Here is a 19,027-nt window from a genome sequence, read left to right on the forward strand (position 1 = left end):
CATTTCAGACGTAGAACACAAGTACCAGCATCACGGTGGGCTCGGGCGCTTCCCCAAGAGGATCGCGCCGAGACGACGGCGCAGCTCCGGGTCGTCCGGCAGGACCTCGCGCTCGATGTGCCGTGCGGTCTCCCACATCTCCCGCCCGCGCTCGGTGACCGTCACCACCCGGCGACGTCCGTCCTCGGGGTGGGGTCCGCGGACGACGAGGCCGTCCCGTTCGAGCCGTTCGAGGGTGCGGGACATGGTCTGCGGCTGTACGCGCGCCGTCCTCGCGATGACGTCCGCGCCGGTCGGGCCGTTCCGGAGGGCGATGTCGAGCGCGATGAGCGCCGCGTGGGGCAGGCCGATCGCCCGGAGTCGTTCGTCCCACTCCCGTTCGACGGCCCGTGCGGCGGCCGCCAGCAGTCGCCCGATCGGCCACCGGGAGGGCTCGTCGTCCATGCCGCGAGTCTACGGTCGGGCGGTCCACTTCCTCCGGCGCGCTGCCGTCGCGCCTCTCGCGCCGACCGCGTGACATGTGACACGCTGAACGCATGCCAGTGCCCTCGACCCAGCCCGCTGCCGAGCGCAAGCTCCTCCGGGACACCGTGCAGGACAAGATCCGGGACGCCATCATGGACGGCACGCTCGAGCCGGGCGAGCGGCTGAACGACGACGACCTCATCGCCTGGCTCGGCGTCTCCCGCACTCCCATCCGAGAGGCTCTGGCCGAACTCGCCCGCGCCGGTCTCGTCGAGATGGCCCCCAACCGCTACACCAAGGTCGCCGCCCCCAGCGCGGCCGAGCTGCTCGACGCCTACCAGACGCTCGGCGTGATCTACGGCGGCGTCGTCCGGCTCGCGGTCCCGCGCTTCACCGACGCCGAGCGCCGCCGGGTGGTCCGGACGCTCGACGACGTGCTCGAGCGCCTCGGCGAGGGCCAGCAGGCCGAGGTCGCCCACGACGGCGCGGACCTCTACGCGATGTGGGCGGAGGCCTGCGGGAACGCGTCCCTCGCCCAGCTGTGCCGTGCCACCACCGACGGACTCGCCTTCCGGTTGCGGGTCCCCGAGCTCGCCGAGGTCGTGCCGCCCGAGGCGGTCACGCCCCGCGTGCGGGAACTCCGCGACGCCGTCGCGGCGAACGACCCGATCGCCGCGGAGCTCGCCATGGAGGCCGCCCACCTGCTGCCCACCAGGAACTGAAGCGGCCGGCACTCAGCGGGGCAGGACCCCCGTGGCGAGCCCGAGCGACCAGAGTGCGACGATCGCCACGACCGCCGCGAGGTGCCACCAGCGGTGCATGACGAGCACGGCGGCGAACTCCCGCAGGAACGCGCTCGGGACCGCCTGCCGTGCCGTCGGGGCGCCGAGCACGCGGGCGTCGAGACCGGTGCGCCGGGCCGTGATCGCGGTGCGCATCACGTGGTAGTCGTTCCTGACGACGAGCGTCCGCCCGTCCACCCCGGCGTCCCGGAGGACCCCGGAGGAGAACCGGAGGTTCTCGCGGGTGTTCCGGGAGCGCGGCTCGCGGAGGACGAGGTCCGCGGGGACACCGTGCCCGACCAGGTACTCGGCCATGGCGTCGGCCTCGGTCCGGTCCTCGTCCGCGCCCTGCCCGCCGGACGCCACCACGACCGGGGTGCGGCCGGCGGCGTCCGACCGCCGGAACACCTCGACCGCGCGGTCGAGCCGGGACCGGAGCATCGGCGACACCTGCCCGTGCACGAGCCCGCACCCGAGCACGACGAGCGCCTCGGCCTGCTCGGACACCCGCACGTGCCCGTACGCGAGCGCGGCGCCGAGGAACACGAGGAAGGCGACGGCGACGTACCCGGCGACCGCCAGGACGAGCACGAGGACCGCCGAGCTGGTCGGGGTGTCGACCCGCGCGAGCACGACGACGAGGGCGTCGAGCGCGAGCAGAACGGTCCCGGCGACGAGTGCGAGGAGCCTGGTCAGGCTGCGGGCACCGCGGCGGAGTGCGCGGACGCCGTTTCCGACCAGGAGCACGGCGACCAGGGCGCAGCACACGGCGAGGACGGACAGGAACACCCTGCGACCGTACTGGGCGACCATGTGCGGACCGCGCCCGCCGCAGGGCCGTGAGCGGGGCCTCCCGGAGGGGTCCGTACAGCTCGTCCAGCCGGAACCCATGTCATCCGCGAGCCCCACCGTTATGGTTCTCCCCGTGACGAACGCACCCGAGGAGACCAGGCCCCGCCGTGCCGACCGCGCCGTGCCGCCCCGCCACGGGCGCCGGAAGCGCCACTGGGGAGCCGTCCTCCCTGCGGTGGCAGGCGTCCTCACCATGGCCGTGCTGCTGAGCGGTGGGTACGCGGCCTACGCGTACAACCGGCTCGCGAGCAGCGTCACGAAGGTCGACGCGATCGGCAGTGCGCCACCGGCGGAGGACGACGTCGACGGCAGGGCGATGAACATCCTGCTCGTCGGTGACGACCACCGACCGGACAACGCCACCCCCGAGCAGCTCGCCGAACTGAGCACCGAGACGGACGGCGGCGCGACCAACACCGACACGATGATCGTCCTGCACATCGCCGCGGACGGCCGCAGCGCGACGATGATCTCGTTCCCGCGTGACTCCTACGTCGACATCCCGGACGTCGGCAAGGGCAAGCTCAACAGCGCCTTCGAGTACGGCACCCGAGACGGCGGTGGTGCCGTCGGTGGTGCGAAGAAACTCATCGCGACGATCCAGGGGCTCAGCGGGCTGACGATCGACCACTACGTGCGGGTGTCGCTGCTCGGCTTCTACGAGATCGTCAAGCAGCTCGGCCCGGTCAACGTCTGTCTCAAGCAGGCCACGAAGGACCCGTACTCGGGCGTCGACCTGCCCGCCGGTGTCTCACAGCTCGATGCGAAGCAAGCGCTGTCCTTCGTCCGCCAGCGGCACGGGCTGCCGAACGGCGACCTCGACCGCCAGGTCCGGCAGCAGTACTTCCTGTCGCAGGAAGCGCGGAAGATCCTGTCGGCCGGCACGCTCCTCAACCCGGTGAAGATGACCAAGATCATCGACGCCATGGGTGACTCCGTCGACACCGACCAGGACCTCGACCTGCTCTCGCTCGCGCGACAGATGAGCAACCTCCGTCCGGCGAACATCAAGTCCGCGACCATCCCGATCCTCGGCACCCCGACGGTCTACCCCAACGGGTACGCGCTCTCCGTGGTCGAGGTCGACACCGCAGGCATGCCCGCCTTCGTCCAGGGCCTCGTCGGGGAGCCGCCCGCGTACACCGACGCGAAGGCCGCTGACCCGGCGTCCGTGTCCGTCACCGTCACCAACGGCAGCGGCGTCACCGGCGCCGCGGCCACCGCGAGCGGCGTGCTCACCGGACGCGGGTTCCAGGTCGGGACGCCCGGCTCCTCGGCGACGACGGCCACGACGATGGTCCAGTACCCGGCCGGCCAGGAGGCCCAGGCCAAGGCCGTCGCGTCCGTGGTCCCCGGCGCGGTGCCGGTCCAGAGCACCGCGGTGCAGGGGGTCACCCTGGTCCTCGGCACGGACGGCGGGATGCCCTCCGCTCCCGCTGCGGCGCAGCCGTCGGAGGAGGCCCAGCCGTCCCAGCCGTCGGAGGAGGCCGAGGCGTCGAAGCCGGCCGAGCCCGCGGAACCCAGCCCCTCGTCGACGGCGGTGCACGAGTACGGGCAGGAAGGCGTCTGCATCAACTGAGGGTGGCCCACCGACGCACGACGGGCGGCGGCGCCCCGGTGCCTCCGGGTAGGTTCGACGGGTGACCAGCACCGCGCGCCCGATCACCCTCATGACCTACAACATCAAGAACCCGGACCCGGCGCACGACTGGCCCGCTCGCCGCCCGGTCGTCCTCGACCTCATCCGTCGGCACGACCCGGACCTGGTGTGCGTGCAGGAGGCGTTCGACCACCAGATGGACGACCTCCGCGCCGGGCTGCCCGACCACGCCGACATCGGTCAGGGTCGCGAGGGCGGCGCCGCGGGCGAGCACGCCGCCGTGTTCTACCGACGCGACCGCTTCCGTCCCGCCGGGTCGGGGTCGTTCTGGCTGTCCGACACCCCGGACGAGCCGGTCTCGAACACGTGGGGCAGCAAGTACCCGCGCATCGCGAACCACGTGGAGTTCCTCGATGCGGAGGGCCCGGCCTTCACGCTGCTGACCACGCACCTGGACCACGAACCGGGCCCGCACGGGGACGAGGTCCGCGGGCGCAGCGCCGCGCTGATCGTCCAGCGGCTGTCGGTCGTCGACGGGCCGGTCGTGTTCGCCGGCGACTGCAACGAGCCGTCCGGGTCCGGTCCGGCGTCGCGGGTCTTCGCCGAGGCCGGGTACACCGACGCGTGGACCGTCGCCGGTGACCCCGAGGACCGGACGGCGTCCTACAACGAGTGGCAGCCGCCGGTGCCGAGCGGAGAGCGCATCGACTGGGTGCTCACCCGCGGGGTGGCCGGTGTCGACCGCGTCGTGATCGACCACGACGGCCCCGAGAGCTGGTTCGCGAGCGACCACTTCCCGGTCGTGGCGACGATCCGCATCTGAGCGGGGCGGCGACGTCGGGCGGTCAGCAGCCCCGCGTCGCGCGGACCGGCATCGGCGACCCGATGACGGTCACGGTGGACTCCTGCGTCAGCACGGACACGCCGTTCTCGCCGGCGCCCTTGCGCTCCGACGACCACCCCGGAGCGAGCAGCAGCTGCCAGGCCTCGGCGTCCTCGGAGCCCAGCGACTCGCGCTCGTCCGCCGCGGCGTCCTCGATGCGGGAACGGACGTCGTCGCCGACCTGCACGCCGTGCGGACCGGAGAGTTCGACGGAGGTGCCGAGCCGGGAGCGGACGTGGTCGCGCAGGACCCGGATCTCGACGCGGTTGCCGGCCGCTGCGGGCTCGCGCAGCGCGGCGACCCGGAGGGCTCCGCCCCAGGTCGAGGTCGTGCTCGCCGGGACGCACCGACCGGCGTCGCCGACCGCGGTCTGCGTGCGCGCCGGCGTGCCGAGCAGCCGGTTCAGGACGCCGACCGTGTGCTTCGCGTCACGCATCGAGACGACCGAGACCGTGCGGTCGTCGGCACGCAGGACGATCGACTCGGCGGCGAGTTCGACCGAGTCGACGGTGCGGAGCGCGGCGCCGGACACGGGACGCCAGCTGGGGGCCGGAGTGGACGTCGCGGTCGGGGTGGCCTCCGCCGCCGCCGCTCGGCCCGCGTCGTGACCGGGCAGACGGTCCACGGAGGCGCCACCCGCCACGAGGGCGAGCACCACGGCGCCGATCGCCGTCACGGTCCTGGGAGTCACCCGCTCGACGGTAGCCGCCAGCGCCCTGGTGGACGACGGGTGTTACCGAAACGGAGCCGCACCGTCACCGGACCGTGACATTCCGGGCCTGCGGTCCCGCCGGGTCCCGGACGCGGCCGGGGACCGTCGCGTAGCGTCGTCGACATGGCGGAGTACGTGGTGGACAGCACGGGTGACAACGCGGCGCACGGCGTCGACCTCGTCGACGGCGACGCGCCGCCCGTGCGGATGATCGTGCACGGTGACCTGCCCGACGCGCTCGACCACGACGGCCGGACCTGGGCGCGCACGGGCGACGCGGAGGACCAGGGCGACGACGCTCCGCCGATCACGGTCTACCGCCCGCTCTGAACCACAGCCGGCCCGGCCCGGACGTGATCCGGACTGCGCGGCGGGGGACAGCCTCCTGAGCGGGGGCGGGTGCGCGGGTGCGTACCGTCTGGCGCATGACGGACCAGCGGATCGACCAGTACACCATGCAGGACCCGACGAAGCTCTACGCCGACAAGAAGCCGGACGAGCAGTACCTCGAGGGTGCCGGCACCGACGCCGAGATGGCGGAGAACGTGCCCGCCGACCACGGCGAGGACACCTACCGCGGCTCGGGTCGACTCGAGGGCCGCAAGGCGCTCATCACCGGCGGCGACTCGGGCATCGGTGCCGCCGTCGCCATCGCCTACGCCCGTGAGGGTGCCGACGTCGCCATCGGCTACCTCCCCGAGGAGCAGGAGGACGCCGACCGCATCGTCGCCCTCATCGAGGCAGCCGGACGCAAGGCCGTCGCGCTCCCGGGCGACATCACGGACCTGGCGTTCTGCGAGCAGCTCGTCGCGTCCGCCGTCGAGCAGCTCGGCGGTCTCGACATCCTCGTGAACAACGCCGGCAAGCAGCAGAACGTCGACGACATCACGAAGATCTCCGACGAGGAGTTCGACGAGACGTTCAAGACGAACGCGTACGCCACCTTCCGCATCACGAAGGCCGCCGTGCCGCACCTCAAGCCGGGCTCGACGATCATCAACACGACGTCGATCCAGGCCTACGCGCCGTCGCCGCACCTGGTGCACTACGCCGCCACCAAGGCGACCGTCAACAACCTCGCGAAGGGCCTCGCCGCGCAGCTCGCGCCGAAGGGCATCCGCGTGAACGCCGTCGCACCGGGCCCGATCTGGACCCCGCTGCAGCCGGCCGGTGGCCAGCCGTCCGACGCGCTGCCGTCCGCGGGTGAGCAGACCTACCTCGGCCGCTGGGGTCAGCCCGCCGAGCTCGCGCCGGCGTTCGTGTTCCTCGCCAGCGGCGAGTCGTCCTACGTGGTGGGCGAGACGCTGCACGTCGACGGCGGCATGCCGACGCCGTAGTCACCGCGCGGCGGCGCCGCCGACACGACGGGAGGCCCTCGGCTCTGCAGCCGCGGGCCTCCCGTCGTCCGGGCACCCGACGATCAGTGTGTCCCGCAGGTCCGCGCCATCGTCTCGAGGAGTTCCCGGGCGGCGAGGGCCGCCGCGAGCTCGACCTCGACGGGGTTGATGCCGACGGCCTCCTCGAACTCGCGGCGCCGGGCCTGCAGCGCGACGGGCACCTCGGGGCGTTGCGGCAGGACGGCGATCGCGGCGGCCGCGGCCTCGAAGGCACCGTCGGGACGGCCGAGGTGCTCCCACATCGTGCGGACGTCGTGCGCCACCTGCTCGGGCGTGCTGCCGAACTCGAAGCCCGCGGAGGCCATCGTCGCGAGTCCGTGGGCGGTGGAGTCGTTCGGGGACATGGCGGCATCGTCACACATCCGGGCGGGACACGCCCGTGCCGGACACCGCCGCTCCCCGTACTCCGTTGTCCCCCATCTTGCCGACCCCCGTACCGGGGATGCTCGTCGCCCGCGATCTACGGGAGGATCGAGGTGCGGACAGGACGTCCGCACCCCCGGACGCCTCGGCCACGACCTGACCGTGCTCGTCCCGGACACGGAGGGCACGATGCTCGAAGACACCAGCGCCGACACGATGGCCGCAGCTGCGGCCGCGGCGACCCTGCACCTGCGGATCAGGATCGTCGGTGCGACCGTCGACCTGCTCCGTGACGTCCCCTTCCACGAGGCGCGACCCGAGCACGTCGCCGAGCGGCTCGACATCAGCACGTCCGAGCTGCACCAGCACTTCCCGTCGTGGGACGGCCTCGTCCTGGCCGCCCTCGACCGGTGGAACGGCGCGCGGATGGACGAGGTGACGCGCGAGGTCGGTGACGGCAGCACCGTCGAACTCCTGCGCGCCATCGTCGCCTCGAACGCCGAGGACCCCGCGCTCATGCGGTTGCTCGTCGCCCTGCTCAGCGTGGCGGGCAACCCGGAGCACCCGATGTCGAGCTACCTCCGCTCGCGTTACCAGCTGTTCTTCGCGCAGGTGAAGCGCGGCCTGGAGCACGACATCGCCCTCGGCCGTGCGCCGCACACGATGGACCCCCGCCGCGGTGCTGAGCAGCTCATCGCCCTGTACGAGGGGCTGCAGCTGCAGGCGCTCCTGCGCAGCGAGCTCGACCTCGTCGCGGCCTTCGACCGCGCGGTGGCGCGGCTCGAGCGCGGCTGGATGGAGCGGTACGAGGCGCAGGCACAGCGTCGGCTGTCGACCTGGTCCGACGTGTCCTGGTCGGACGACGAGAACTGGTCGGCCTGACGCTCGTCGCCGACGTCCGGCGCTGACACGGCGCCGGCTGGCCGCTGCCCGCATCCGCTGGGTCGGTGCCGAGGGAGTTCCGGGTACGCCGGGAGGTCCAACGGAAGGAACCGATCGTGGCAGCACCGAACCCCATCCAGATCCAGAAGTACCTGAGCGGCATCGACTACCCCGCCTCGAAGGACGACGTCGTGTCGACCGCCGAGAAGGAGAGCGCCCCCGACGACGTGCTCGAGGCGCTCCGTGCGATTCCGGACGGTCAGTACGACGGCCCCACGGACGTGTCCAAGGCCGTCTCGGACGCGAACTAGCGCGCCACCGCCGGGCCCGCAGGGGCAGCGTCCGCGCTGAGCGACAGCGCACGTGGGGTCGACCCCGTGCGGTGTCGCTCAGTGCGAACGGCGGGCAGTGTGTGCGGCCGCGGGCGCGGGCGTCGGACGCGTCACCATCGCGGGACGGACCCGTTCCCGGGGTCGTAGCCGGAGTCGCGGATGACCGGCAGCGCGGTGGTGTCGCTGTGCACCGAGTGCACATGGATGCGGCGGCCGCGACGCAGGGCGCGACGTGCCCCCGGCGTCGCGAAGAGCCCGCCGAGCACGAGCCCCGCGCCGATGGCGAGCGCCACGGTCACCGCCGACCCGAAGTCGAGCACCGAGCTCGACGACCCGCTCATCACGTTGAGCAGGGCGTTCGACACCGCGACACCGGGCAGGAGCGCGCCGCAGAAGGCCGGCACCGCGATCGCCGCGACGGCCGTCCGCATCCGCACCGCGGCGTACGTCGAGAGCACGCCGAGCAGCACCGACGCCAGGAAGGTCGCCCCGAGCAGCGGGAGCCCGAACGCCTTGAGCTGCCAGAGCGCCGCCCCCGCCGCCACGGAGAGCACCACCGCGACCGGGATCACGCGGGCGCTCGCCTGCTGCACGAAGCAGTTCGCCCCGGCCGAGACCACGGTCAGGGACAGGGACGCTCACAGCGGCAGGGCCTGCGTGACGATGCCGGACGGGTCGACCTCGAGCCGCAGCCAGTGCGTCATCGCGATGCCGGCCGGCACCCCGACGACGATCGCCGCGATGAGCATCCCGATCGTGAAGGCCCGGGCAACCGCCATCGCCCGGAACCCGGAGATCGCGTCCTGCGCCCACGTGACGAGTTGCACGTGCGGGAGCAGGAGCACCACGAGGGCGGCCACCATCGTCGCCGCGCCGGTCGGGGTGAGCACGTCCGCCCAGATCGCGAGCGTGCCGATCACCGAGGCGACGCCACCCTGGGCACCGGAGACGAAGAACTGCGGGTAGCCCCGTCCGGTCAGCCACCGGCCGGACACGATGATCCCGAGCATGAGGACGAAGGCCCCGACACCCGCCCGCCAGCCACCACCGGCCTGCATCGCGATCGAGGTGCCGAGCACGGAGAGCCCGACGTCGGCGAGCCACGTCGGCCACCGCGGCGGCATCCGGAGCACCGCGACGAGGGCACTCACGGCGCTGGTCATGTCGCGGTCGTCGTGGATGACGTCGTCGACGATCTGGTTCGCCCACGCCAGCCGCGCCAGGTCCGCGCCGTCGGACCGGGTGCTGCGCACCTTGACGAGTGGCGGACCCTCCACGGGGGAGTACTGGATCGTCACCGCGCTGCCGGAGAAGTCGAGGTCGAGCGGCGCGAGGTTCCACTTCGTCGCGACCGCGATCACCGCCGTCTCGACGCTCCGGGTGTCGGCACCGGACGCGAGCATCACCTCGGCCAGGTCGAGACAGAAGTCGACGATCTGGCGGGCGGAGTACTGCTCCCGCAGCGACCTGGTGTCCGGCGTGACGTGCTCGTAGATGGTGCCGCGGAGCCGTGCGCGGATGTCCCGCATGTCGTGCTGGGCGACGCTCCGCGCCTTCGATCGCGGTCGGGGTGGACGGCCCGGCCGCGGGCCGGGCAGGAGCGGTTCGGCCATCGGACCATTGTGCCTCCCGTCGGTGGGGAGACGGACGGGAGGCCCACCCACCGAGCGGTGGGCGGGCCTCCCGTCAGGCGCGTGCTCGGCGCTTACTGCTCGAACGTCGCGTGCAGCTCGATGTCGACGCCGGTGAGGGCCTTGCTGACCGGGCAGGTCGCCTTCGCCTCGTCGGCCGCCTTCAGGAAGGCCGCCTCGTCGATGCCGGAGACCTCGCCGGAGACGGTGAGGACGATCCCGGTGAGCTTGAAGCCGCCGGCCGAGTCCGGGCCGAGCGAGACGTCGGCCTTGACGTCGAGGGACTCGACGGTGCCGCCGGCCTCGCCGAGGATCGCCGAGAACTGCATCGCGTAGCAGGACGAGTGCGCTGCGGCGATGAGCTCCTCGGGGCTGGTGGTGCCGCCGGCCTCGTCAGCGGCGCGCTTCGGGAAGGACACGTCGTAGGTGCCGACCTTCGAGCTGGAGAGTTCGACCTGGCCGGAGCCGTCGTTCAGGCCGCCGTTCCAAGCAGTGCGTGCGGTGCGCGTGGGCATGGCCGCTCCTTTCGTCGGGGTGCGGGCCGGATGCGACCCTCGTGGCCGAGTCAACCGGAGAACGACCGTTCTCGCAACCGATGCACAGGCGGGACGCAGGATGCCACCGCTGCTCGTCCCACGGCCCCCGCACCCGCTCCGCCGAGATGGACGACAGGTGTAGCTTTGCGGCATGCGTGCAGTCGTGTTCGAGCAGTACCAGACGTTCCCCTCCCTCACCGAGGTCGAGAAGCCCACGCCCGGGCCGGGGGAGGTGCTCCTCAAGGTCGCCGGTGCCGGTGCGTGCCACTCCGACGTCGCCGTCTACCGCGAGTTCCAGGAGGGGCAGCCCGGCGCACAGCGGCCCGGGTTCGTCCTCGGACACGAGAACTCCGGCTGGGTCGAGTCCGTCGGGGAGGGCGTCACCGGCTTCGCGGAGGGCGCCGCGTACCTGGTCTACGGGCCGGTCGGCTGCGGGCACTGCCGGTACTGCTCGAAGGGGCAGGACACCTACTGCGAGAACGCCGCCACGAACCCGTACATGGCCATCGGCCTGGGGCGCGACGGCGGCATGGCGGAGTACGTGACCGTCCCCGCCCGCAACCTCGTACCGCTCGGGGACGCCGACCCCGTCGCGGCCGCACCCCTGAGCGACGCGGCCCTCACGCCGTACCACGCCGTCAAGAACTCCCTGCCGAACCTGGCCGGCGGCGGGAAGTACGCGCTCGTCGTGGGTCTGGGCGGCCTCGGGCAGATCGCCGTGCAGATCCTCACCGCGCTGACCGGCGCGACCGTCATCGCGACGGACATGAAGGAGGACGCCATGGCGCGCGCTGCCGAGCGCGGCGCGATCACCGTCCCCGGCGGTCACGACCAGGTCGCGCGGATCCGTGAGATCACCGGCGGCAAGGGCGTCGACGCGGCGTTCGACTTCGTCGGTGCGCCCCCGACCATCAAGACCGCGCAGGCGTCGATGGCCGTCGGCGGGCGCTGCACCGTGGTCGGCATCGCCGGCGGCACCACCGAGTGGAACTTCTTCTCGACGCCGTACGAGTCGACGATCACGAACACCTACTGGGGCACCATCGAGGACCTGCACGACGTCGTCGCGATGTACCGCGCGGGGCAGATCGAGCCGGACGTCGAGCGGTACGCCCTCGCCGACGCGCTCGAGGCGTACCGCAAGCTCGAGGCCGGCGAGCTGTCCGGCCGCGCGGTGGTCGTCCCGACGCTCTGACCGCAGCCGCTGCGGTCGAGGCCTCCCCGACCGCAGCCGCCGGCGTCGGCCCGGCGGCGGGGCTGGCCCACCACCGAACTCAGCGCCCCGCCGCGTACCCCTGCGCCCCGCGGGGGTTCGCCGCAGCACCGAGGACCCCGGTCGACGGGTCCCGGGTGACGCAGCACAGCCGACCCAGGCTCCAGTCGCCGGCGCGCGTGACGACGTGCCCGCGCGCCTCCAGACCGGCGACCACGTCGTCGCCGAGCCGGTCCTCGACCACCAGGCCGGCAGGGTCCCACGTCCGCGGCCAGAACGAGCCGGGGAACGACGTCGTGTGCAGGGCGGGCGCGTCGATCGCCTGCTGCGGGGTGTACCCACCGACGATCCAGCGCAACAGGAACAGCAGCTGCCACTGGTCCTGCTGGTCGCCACCGGGCGAGCCGAGGGCGGCGACGGGGACACCGTCGCGGAGGACGAGCGTCGGCGTGAGCGTCGTGCGGGGCCGCTCGCCGGGGCGCAGGGTCGACGCGGTGCCCTCCTCGAGCCACGTCATCTGCAGCCGCGTACCGAGGCAGAACCCGAGCTCCGGGATGGTCGGCGACGACTGCAGCCAGCCGCCGGAGGGCGTCGCGCTGACGATGTTGCCCCAGCGGTCGACGACGTCGATGTGGCACGTGTCCCCGCGGGTGTCACCGTCGGGCGCGACGAACGGTTCGCCGCGGTCCTCCACCGGTACCTCGGCACGCTCGTCCACCGGGCCACGCCGGGCGCCGGGCACGGTGGGCTCGCCGACCCCGGCCGCACCGGTCACGACGTACGAGGTCCGGAGCGGCGGCAGGGCCGGCTCGACGCCCGGCACGGAGCCGGGACGGAACGCGTCCGATGCGGTGTCCCCGATGAGCGCCCGACGCTCGGCCACGGCGGCGTCGGCGAGCAGGGCGTCGAGCGGGACCGTGCCGTCCCCGTAGTACGCGTCGCGGTCGGCCATCGCGAGCTTCAGTGCCTCGACGATCGTGTGGGCACCGAGCTCGGTGGACGGGTCCAGGCGCTCGTCGTCGAGGGGCTCGAGCATCCGCAGGGTCTGCAGGAGCGCCGGACCCTGCCCCCACGGCCCGGTCTTCGCGATGGTGTGGCCGCGGAACGTCGCCGTCGTCGCCGGCTCGGTGGTCGCCCGGAACGCGGCGAGGTCACCGGCTCGGATGACGCCGGCGTGGTCGGTGCCGGACGAGTGCCGGTGCGGCTGCCGGACGAACGCGTCGATCGTGGTCGCGACGAACCCCTCGGCCCACTCCCGACGGGCGGCGTCGATCCGGGAGGCCCGTCCACCGACCGCCTCGTCGCCCGCGCCGGCCCCCGCGTCGACGAGGCGGTCGAACACCGCGGCGAGCGGCTCGTTGCACACGACGTCCCCGGTGACGGGGGGCGCGCCTCCCGGCAGCCACCGCTCGGCGGAGGTCGGCCAGTGGTCGCGGAACAGGTCGGCGACCGCGCCGATCGTCCGGACCACGCCCGCGCTGATCGGGTGGCCGTCGCGGGCGTACCCGATCGCCGGGGCCAGCACGTCGGCGAGTTCCCACGTGCCGTGGTCCCGCAGCAGCAGGAGCCAGGCGTCCACCGCGCCGGGGACGGCCGCGGCGAGCGCGCCGGCGCCCGGCACGAGGTCGAGTCCCTCGGCGCGGAAGTGCTCGGGGGTGGCCGCTGCCGGGGCGGGTCCCTGGCCGACGAGGACCACGGGCGCGGGATCGGCCGCCGTGGCGAACACGGCGGTCAGGTCACCGCCCGGGCCGTTCAGGTGCGGTTCGACCACGTGCAGGACGAAGGCCCCGGCGACGGCGGCGTCGAACGCGTTCCCGCCGCGCTCCAGGACGGACTGGGCGGTGGCCGTGGCGATCCAGTGCGTCGACGCGGTCATGCCGAACGTGCCCTGCAGGTCGGGTCGCGTCCGGTCGGCCGACGGTCGGACGAAGGCGGGGTTCGGCTGGGGGAGCATGCGTCCCATCCTGTCCCGGGGCGGGCGAGCACACCGACAGCTGTCGCGCACGCCCCCGGTCCTGGGGATACCCGCAACCGGTTCCGGCTGCGAACCTTGACCGTCGGCGCGTACAGGGACGTGCCACATCAGGACACGCACCGCGCCGGCGCTCGGCGCCCGCGGTGGTCGCACCACGAGCAGGGACACCACGCATGATCAGGGCACGAGCACGCTTCGCCGCGGCCGTCACCGCCGTCGCGATCGCGGCCGCGGGACTCGTCGCGGTGGCGGCGCCGGCGCAGGCCGCCACCTACACGAGCGCCGTCAAGGCCGGGACCACACTGCAGCCCGGCGACTCCGTCAACTCCACGAACGGGCAGTTCCGGCTCGTCCTGCAGGGTGACGGCAACCTCGTCGAGTACGGCATCGGCAACGCGGTGCTCTGGGCCTCCAACACGGCCAACCAGCCGGGGGCCACCGTCGTCGTCCAGAAGGACGGGTACCTGACGATGGTCCGGAACGGTCGGGTCGTGGCGCAGTGGGGATCGGGTGGCGGTGCCGCCAAGGACTTCGGCGTCCGGGCGGACGGTGAACTGCGCATGCGGAAGGTCGGCAACGGGATGTTCTGGCGCATCGCGACCTTCCAGAACCGCATCACCTCGGGCGGGACCCTCGCGGCCGGCACGACCCTCCGTGCGAGCGCCGCCTCGCCCCGCACGCTCACGATGCAGGCCGACGGCAACCTCGTGCAGTACGTCAGCGGCACGGCGGTCTGGTCCTCGCAGACCTTCGGCAACCCGGGCGCCTACACGGCGCTGCAGCCCGACGGCAACCTCGTCGTCTACTCGGCGGACGGCCGTCGTGCACTCTGGTCGACGCGGACCTCCGGGAAGGGCCCGGCGCAGTTGCTCGTGCAGGTCGACTCGAACGTCGTCCTCTACGGCTCCGCGGACACCCGCATCTGGTCGTCGCGTCCGGTGACGGGTCTGCGCTGGCCGGTGAAGACGACGCGCATCTCCGGCCGCTACGGCGACGACCGCGGTGCCGGCCACGTCCCGCGCTACCACCAGGGCACCGACGCGGTCGTGCCGGTCGGCACGCCGGTGTACTCGTCCGGGCGGGGCACGGTCACCTCGGTGGTCCGCAACCACGCCAGCTACGGCAACTACATCGTCGTCACCTACGGGCTGACGACCGTGCTGACGGCGCACCTCAGCGAGATCGAGGTCACGCAGGGGCAGGTGGTCTCGGTCGGCAAGGAGATCGCGAAGTCGGGCAACACCGGGCAGTCGACGGGCCCGCACGTGCACGTCGAGACCCGGGTGAACGGCACGCTCAAGGACCCGCTGACGGTGCTGCACTTCCGCTGACCCGGTCCCGTCGGGCCGATCCTGCCGAGTCGGTCCCGCCGGGTCCCGGTCGTAGGGTGGAGGGGATGCCACATCCCACCGCCGAGGACGTCCTCGCCGCGTTCGCGCGCACCCCGGGTGACGTCGCCGCCGCGCGCCGGATCGCACGGCGCTTCGCGGACCTGGACCCGGGGGAGCGGTCGGCACTGCTGTGGAGCGACGACCCGGGTGGGCGGACCGTCGCGGTCGTCATGCTCGTCCAGGCCGCACGGCAGCACGCCGACGCGGACCTGACCGACGAGTTCCTGTCGGCGCTCCGGGCGGAACGCATCGACGACCCGGCGCTCGTCGACCTGGCCGCCGAGGAGCTCGTCGGCGTCCCGTTGCTCGGCGGGTCCACCGGGCCGCTGTACGCGCTCGCGAAGTCGGACGTGGCGCTCGTCCGGCGGGCAGCGGTCGTGGCCACCCTGGCGTTCGTGAAGCAGGGCGACGCGGAGGTCCCGCTCGGGCTGGCCGGGCGACTCGTCCGGGAGCGTGGCGAGGTGGTGCAGTCCGCCCTGGGGTGGGTGCTCCGCGAGACCGGCAAACGGGCGTCCGAGGAGGCCCTGGTGGCGTTCCTCGACCGGCACGGGCGCGCCCTGAGCCGCGCGGCGCTCGAGACCGCGACCGAGCACCTCGCCGCTGCCGACCGGGACCGACTCCGCGCCTGAACCGGCCCGGTACCCGTCGCAGGAGCGCACCGCGCCGAACACGGTGCACCGGTCTCCGACAGGATGGACCGACGACGACAGGAGCCCTCTGGTGCACTCTCACGGCGGCATGCTCGGGACCTTCACCCTCATCGCCCTCACCCTGGCCGGCGCCGTGTACGTCGTCGGCGCGGCCGGACAGCGGCGTCGCGGCCAGCCGGCGTGGCCGATCCCCCGGACGGTCGCCTGGATCGCCGGGCTCGTGGCCGTGGCCGCGGTGCTCGTCGGACCACTCGGGCACGCCGGGAACCACGACCTCACCACGCACGTCCTCGGCCACGTCGTCATCGGCATGGTCGCGCCCGTGCTGCTCGTGCTCGGGTCCCCCGTGACGCTCGCCCGCCGGACGCTCGAACCGGTGCCGCTGCAGCGACTCGGACGACTCGCGGGCAACCCGCTGACCAAGGCGCTCGCGTTCCCGGTCGTCGCCGCGGTCCTCGCCGTCGGTGCGTCGTGGCTGCTGTACACCGGGCCCACCGCAGCCGAGTCCACCCGCGACCCGGGGCTGCACTCCGTCGTGATGATCGGGTTCCTGCTCGTCGGGCTGCTCCTCACCGCCGCGGTGGTCGGGGTGTCCGCGGGCATCCGCCGGAGCCCGCGCTGGCTCCGCGTCGCCGTGCTCGCCCTGTCGACCGCCGTCCTCGGAGCCGAGGCGGTCCTGATGGCCGTCGACGGGGTCCCCGGCATCGCTGCCGACCAGGTGCCCTCGGCCGCTGCCGCGCTCGCCGGAGGCGCGGTGCTGTACGCCCTCGTGCTCGGCGCGGTCCTGGCCACCGAGCGTCGCCGCGACGAGCGTGCCGCCCGTGAGGAGCAGGACGTCCTGACGGCGCGCAGGACACGGCCGGCAGGGCCCGTGCCGTCGACGGACCAGGTCCGCTCCGGTCAGCAGGTCTGACCCGCCCGTCCGGTGCGCTGACCGACCCACGCTGGGAGGCGCCACGCGGCGGAGGCGTACCGATGGACGGAGCGTGCCGGGCCTCCCGTCCGGCCCCGCCGCGACGAGAGGAGCGCTCACATGCGCGCACTGACCTGGCAGGGCACCGAGAAGGTGTCCGTCGAGACCGTTCCCGACCCGACCATCCAGGAGCCGACCGACGCGATCGTGCGGATCACCTCCACGGCGATCTGCGGCTCCGACCTGCACCTGTACCGCGTCCTCGGCCCGTACATCGACAAGGGCGACGTCCTGGGCCACGAGCCGATGGGCATCGTCGAGGAGGTCGGCTCCGCCGTCACGAACCTGAAGGTCGGCGACCGCGTCGTCGTCCCCTTCAACATCTCCTGCGGCCACTGCTACATGTGTGAGCGCGGGCTCCAGTCGCAGTGCGAGACCACCCAGGTGACCGAGTACGGCAGCGGTGCGTCCCTGTTCGGCTACACGAAGATGTACGGCCAGGTCCCCGGCGGCCAGGCCGAGTACCTCCGCGTGCCGCACGCCGACTACGGCCCCATCAAGGTGCCGCACACCGGCGCGGACGAGCAGTGGCTGTTCATGAGCGACATCATCCCGACCGCCTGGCAGGCCGTGCAGTACGCGGACGTCCCCGAGGGCGGCACGCTCGCGGTGCTCGGTCTCGGTCCGGTCGGTCAGTTCGCCGCCCGCATCGGCAAGCACCTGGGCTACCGCGTGCTCGCCGTCGAGCCGGAGCAGGTGCGCCGTGACCTCGCCGCGAAGTACGGCATCGAGACGTTCGACCTGTCCAAGGACCTCGTCGCCGAGCTCGTGGACCTGACCGACGGCCGCGGCCCGGACGCCGTCGTCGACGGCGTCGGCATGGAGGCACACGGCAACCCCGCCGCCGGGTTCGCCCAGCGCGCCGCCGGCCTGCTGCCCGACAAGCTCGCACAGAAGGCCATCGAGACCGCGGGTGTCGACCGCCTCGACGCCGTGCACACCGCGATCGACCTGGTCCGCCGCGGCGGCACCGTCTCGCTCTCGGGTGTCTACGGCGGCATGGCCGACCCGATGCCGATGATGACGCTGTTCGACAAGCAGATCACCATCCGCGAAGGCCAGTGCAACGTCCGCCGCTGGGTCGACGACCTCATGCCGCTCGTCGAGGACTCCTCCGACCCGCTCGGCACGCTCGACCTGACGACGCACAAGGTCTCACTCGAGGACGCCCCGCACATGTACGAGGTCTTCCAGAAGAAGGAGGACGGCTGCATCAAGGTCGTCCTCGACCCGGCGCTGCCCGCGGGTTCCTCGGCCGCGGCATGACCAGGGTCGTCATCGTCGGCGCGACCGGGAACGTCGGGAGCGCACTGCTCCGACGGTTCCGGGACGCCGGCGCCGACCTGGTCGGGGTCGCCCGGCGACTGCCCGACCTGCGGGCCGAGCCCTACGACGCCGCGCTCTGGCACACGGTCGACGTCGGCGCGGTCGACGCCGTGGACCGGCTGGTCGCCGTCTTCCGCGGCGCGGACGCCGTGGTGCACCTCGCCTGGGCGCTGCAGCCGACGCACGACATCCCGGCGCAGCACCGCACCGACGTCACCGGGACCGCGAACGTGCTCGCCGCCGTCGCCGCGGCCGGCGTGCCGCAGGTCGTCGTCGCCTCGTCCGTCGGCGCGTACCGCGGTGTGGACGTGGCCGGCAAGCGCACCCCGGTGGACGAGAGCTGGCCCGCCGACGGCATCCCGACCGCCACGTACTCCGTCCACAAGGCCGAGAACGAGCGCGCGATGGACGTGTTCGAGCGCGAGCACCCGGACGTGGTCGTCACGCGGATGCGCCCGGGGCTCGTCTTCCAGCGGGACGCCGCGGCCGAGATCCGCGGGCTGTTCCTCGGCCACCTCGTGCCGATGCGCGCCGTCCGGTTGCTGCGGTTCGCCGTGCTGCCCCTGCCGTACCCCTTCGTGTTCCAGGCCGTGCACGCCGACGACCTCGCTGACGCCTTCTGGCGCGCGATCGACCGGACGGCCGGCGGCGCGTTCAACGTCGCCGCCGCGCCCGTGCTCACTCCGCCGCGGATGGCCCGGGTGCTCGGGATGCTCGGCGCGGTCCGCGTGCCCCTGCGGCTCGTGCGCGCGTTCGTGACGCTGAGCTGGCGGCTGCGCCTGCAGCCGACCGACGCGGGCTGGGTGGACATCGCGGCCGGCGTGCCGATCATGCGGACAGACCGTGCGCGTGAGGTGCTCGGCTGGGAGGCCCGGCACAGTGCCGAGGACGCCATGCGTGACCTGGTGGCCGGGTTCGCCGACGGGCACGGGGTGCCGGAGACGCCGCCGCTGCGCGGCTGAGGTCCGCTGAAGAGCGGACTGGTATGCCCCTCCGACGGGGGTGAGGATACGAGGCAGTTGCGGTGTGCAACTGCCTCGTTCCCCATCGACGAAGGAGTCGAC

Annotated in this window: 21 protein-coding genes; 13 read left to right on the forward strand and 8 right to left on the reverse strand. The window is 73.2% G+C overall.

Annotation, left to right across the window (positions count from 1 at the left end):
- Nucleotides 1-30: 30 nt before the first annotated feature.
- Nucleotides 31-444, reverse strand: a complete 414-nt coding sequence (locus DEJ16_RS07155) for a MarR family winged helix-turn-helix transcriptional regulator (RefSeq protein ID WP_110825600.1) — start codon at nt 442-444, stop codon at nt 31-33.
- Between the two features lie 92 nt (nt 445-536).
- Between DEJ16_RS07155 and DEJ16_RS07160 the strand changes: the two genes are divergently transcribed.
- On the forward strand, nt 537-1,187 hold the full coding sequence (locus DEJ16_RS07160) for a GntR family transcriptional regulator (RefSeq protein ID WP_110825599.1): 651 nt from the start codon (nt 537-539) through the stop codon (nt 1,185-1,187).
- A 12-nt stretch (nt 1,188-1,199) separates the two neighbouring features.
- Here DEJ16_RS07160 and DEJ16_RS07165 read toward each other — a convergent pair whose 3' ends face one another.
- A complete protein-coding gene (locus DEJ16_RS07165) occupies nt 1,200-2,036 on the reverse strand; it encodes a YdcF family protein (RefSeq protein WP_181419505.1) in 837 nt (278 codons plus the stop codon).
- Between the two features lie 136 nt (nt 2,037-2,172).
- Between DEJ16_RS07165 and DEJ16_RS07170 the strand changes: the two genes are divergently transcribed.
- Both DEJ16_RS07170 and DEJ16_RS07175 read left to right on the forward strand, forming a co-directional pair.
- Nucleotides 2,173-3,678, forward strand: a complete 1,506-nt coding sequence (locus DEJ16_RS07170; RefSeq protein WP_258365855.1) for an LCP family protein — start codon at nt 2,173-2,175, stop codon at nt 3,676-3,678.
- Between the two features lie 61 nt (nt 3,679-3,739).
- A complete protein-coding gene (locus DEJ16_RS07175; protein ID WP_110825597.1) occupies nt 3,740-4,522 on the forward strand; it encodes an endonuclease/exonuclease/phosphatase family protein in 783 nt (260 codons plus the stop codon).
- A 22-nt stretch (nt 4,523-4,544) separates the two neighbouring features.
- Here DEJ16_RS07175 and DEJ16_RS07180 read toward each other — a convergent pair whose 3' ends face one another.
- Nucleotides 4,545-5,273, reverse strand: a complete 729-nt coding sequence (locus tag DEJ16_RS07180) for a hypothetical protein (protein ID WP_146232839.1) — start codon at nt 5,271-5,273, stop codon at nt 4,545-4,547.
- 144 nt (nt 5,274-5,417) lie between these two features.
- Between DEJ16_RS07180 and DEJ16_RS07185 the strand changes: the two genes are divergently transcribed.
- Together DEJ16_RS07185 and DEJ16_RS07190 are read left to right on the forward strand one after the other, a co-directional pair.
- Nucleotides 5,418-5,624, forward strand: a complete 207-nt coding sequence (locus tag DEJ16_RS07185; protein WP_110825595.1) for a hypothetical protein — start codon at nt 5,418-5,420, stop codon at nt 5,622-5,624.
- A 95-nt stretch (nt 5,625-5,719) separates the two neighbouring features.
- The gene (locus DEJ16_RS07190; RefSeq protein ID WP_110825594.1) at nt 5,720-6,631 is read left to right on the forward strand and encodes an SDR family oxidoreductase; all 912 of its coding nucleotides are present in this window, start codon (nt 5,720-5,722) and stop codon (nt 6,629-6,631) included.
- An 83-nt stretch (nt 6,632-6,714) separates the two neighbouring features.
- Here the strand turns inward: DEJ16_RS07190 and DEJ16_RS07195 are convergent, their stop codons facing one another.
- Nucleotides 6,715-7,035, reverse strand: coding sequence for a hypothetical protein (locus DEJ16_RS07195; RefSeq protein WP_110825593.1), 321 nt, complete (start codon nt 7,033-7,035; stop codon nt 6,715-6,717).
- A 208-nt stretch (nt 7,036-7,243) separates the two neighbouring features.
- Here DEJ16_RS07195 and DEJ16_RS07200 point away from each other — a divergent pair, with 208 nt between their 5' ends.
- Together DEJ16_RS07200 and DEJ16_RS07205 are read left to right on the forward strand one after the other, a co-directional pair.
- Nucleotides 7,244-7,936 (forward strand): TetR/AcrR family transcriptional regulator, encoded by a 693-nt coding sequence (locus tag DEJ16_RS07200; protein WP_146232840.1) that lies wholly within the window; start codon nt 7,244-7,246, stop codon nt 7,934-7,936.
- 116 nt (nt 7,937-8,052) lie between these two features.
- Nucleotides 8,053-8,247 (forward strand): DUF2795 domain-containing protein, encoded by a 195-nt coding sequence (locus tag DEJ16_RS07205; protein ID WP_110825591.1) that lies wholly within the window; start codon nt 8,053-8,055, stop codon nt 8,245-8,247.
- A gap of 131 nt (nt 8,248-8,378) precedes the next feature.
- Here the strand turns inward: DEJ16_RS07205 and DEJ16_RS07210 are convergent, their stop codons facing one another.
- The 3 genes from DEJ16_RS07210 to DEJ16_RS07220 form a co-directional block, all read right to left on the reverse strand.
- The gene (locus tag DEJ16_RS07210; RefSeq protein WP_181419507.1) at nt 8,379-8,888 is read right to left on the reverse strand and encodes a threonine/serine exporter family protein; all 510 of its coding nucleotides are present in this window, start codon (nt 8,886-8,888) and stop codon (nt 8,379-8,381) included.
- Between the two features lie 18 nt (nt 8,889-8,906).
- Entirely contained in the window at nt 8,907-9,881 is a 975-nt protein-coding gene (locus DEJ16_RS07215) for a threonine/serine exporter ThrE family protein (RefSeq protein WP_110825589.1), read from the reverse strand.
- A gap of 92 nt (nt 9,882-9,973) precedes the next feature.
- Entirely contained in the window at nt 9,974-10,414 is a 441-nt protein-coding gene (locus DEJ16_RS07220; RefSeq protein WP_110825588.1) for an OsmC family peroxiredoxin, read from the reverse strand.
- Between the two features lie 172 nt (nt 10,415-10,586).
- Here DEJ16_RS07220 and DEJ16_RS07225 point away from each other — a divergent pair, with 172 nt between their 5' ends.
- The gene (locus tag DEJ16_RS07225; RefSeq protein ID WP_110825587.1) at nt 10,587-11,630 is read left to right on the forward strand and encodes an NAD(P)-dependent alcohol dehydrogenase; all 1,044 of its coding nucleotides are present in this window, start codon (nt 10,587-10,589) and stop codon (nt 11,628-11,630) included.
- Nucleotides 11,631-11,709: 79 nt separating this feature from the next.
- Here the strand turns inward: DEJ16_RS07225 and DEJ16_RS07230 are convergent, their stop codons facing one another.
- On the reverse strand, nt 11,710-13,602 hold the full coding sequence (locus DEJ16_RS07230) for a gamma-glutamyltransferase family protein (protein ID WP_110825586.1): 1,893 nt from the start codon (nt 13,600-13,602) through the stop codon (nt 11,710-11,712).
- Between the two features lie 194 nt (nt 13,603-13,796).
- Here DEJ16_RS07230 and DEJ16_RS07235 point away from each other — a divergent pair, with 194 nt between their 5' ends.
- From DEJ16_RS07235 to DEJ16_RS07255, 5 genes are all read left to right on the forward strand, one after another.
- On the forward strand, nt 13,797-14,954 hold the full coding sequence (locus DEJ16_RS07235; RefSeq protein WP_110825585.1) for a peptidoglycan DD-metalloendopeptidase family protein: 1,158 nt from the start codon (nt 13,797-13,799) through the stop codon (nt 14,952-14,954).
- Between the two features lie 65 nt (nt 14,955-15,019).
- Entirely contained in the window at nt 15,020-15,643 is a 624-nt protein-coding gene (locus tag DEJ16_RS07240) for a DNA alkylation repair protein (RefSeq protein ID WP_110858043.1), read from the forward strand.
- Nucleotides 15,644-15,734: 91 nt separating this feature from the next.
- The gene (locus tag DEJ16_RS07245) at nt 15,735-16,577 is read left to right on the forward strand and encodes a cytochrome c oxidase assembly protein (RefSeq protein ID WP_146232841.1); all 843 of its coding nucleotides are present in this window, start codon (nt 15,735-15,737) and stop codon (nt 16,575-16,577) included.
- A gap of 120 nt (nt 16,578-16,697) precedes the next feature.
- A complete protein-coding gene (locus DEJ16_RS07250; protein WP_110825582.1) occupies nt 16,698-17,903 on the forward strand; it encodes a zinc-dependent alcohol dehydrogenase in 1,206 nt (401 codons plus the stop codon).
- On the forward strand, nt 17,900-18,925 hold the full coding sequence (locus tag DEJ16_RS07255; RefSeq protein WP_110825581.1) for an NAD-dependent epimerase/dehydratase family protein: 1,026 nt from the start codon (nt 17,900-17,902) through the stop codon (nt 18,923-18,925). The genes DEJ16_RS07250 and DEJ16_RS07255 overlap by 4 nt, the downstream gene beginning before the upstream one ends.
- Nucleotides 18,926-19,027: the final 102 nt, after the last annotated feature.

Origin of the sequence: Curtobacterium sp. MCJR17_055, assembly GCF_003224335.1 — a bacterium.
Classification (GTDB): Bacteria; Actinomycetota; Actinomycetes; order Actinomycetales; family Microbacteriaceae; genus Curtobacterium.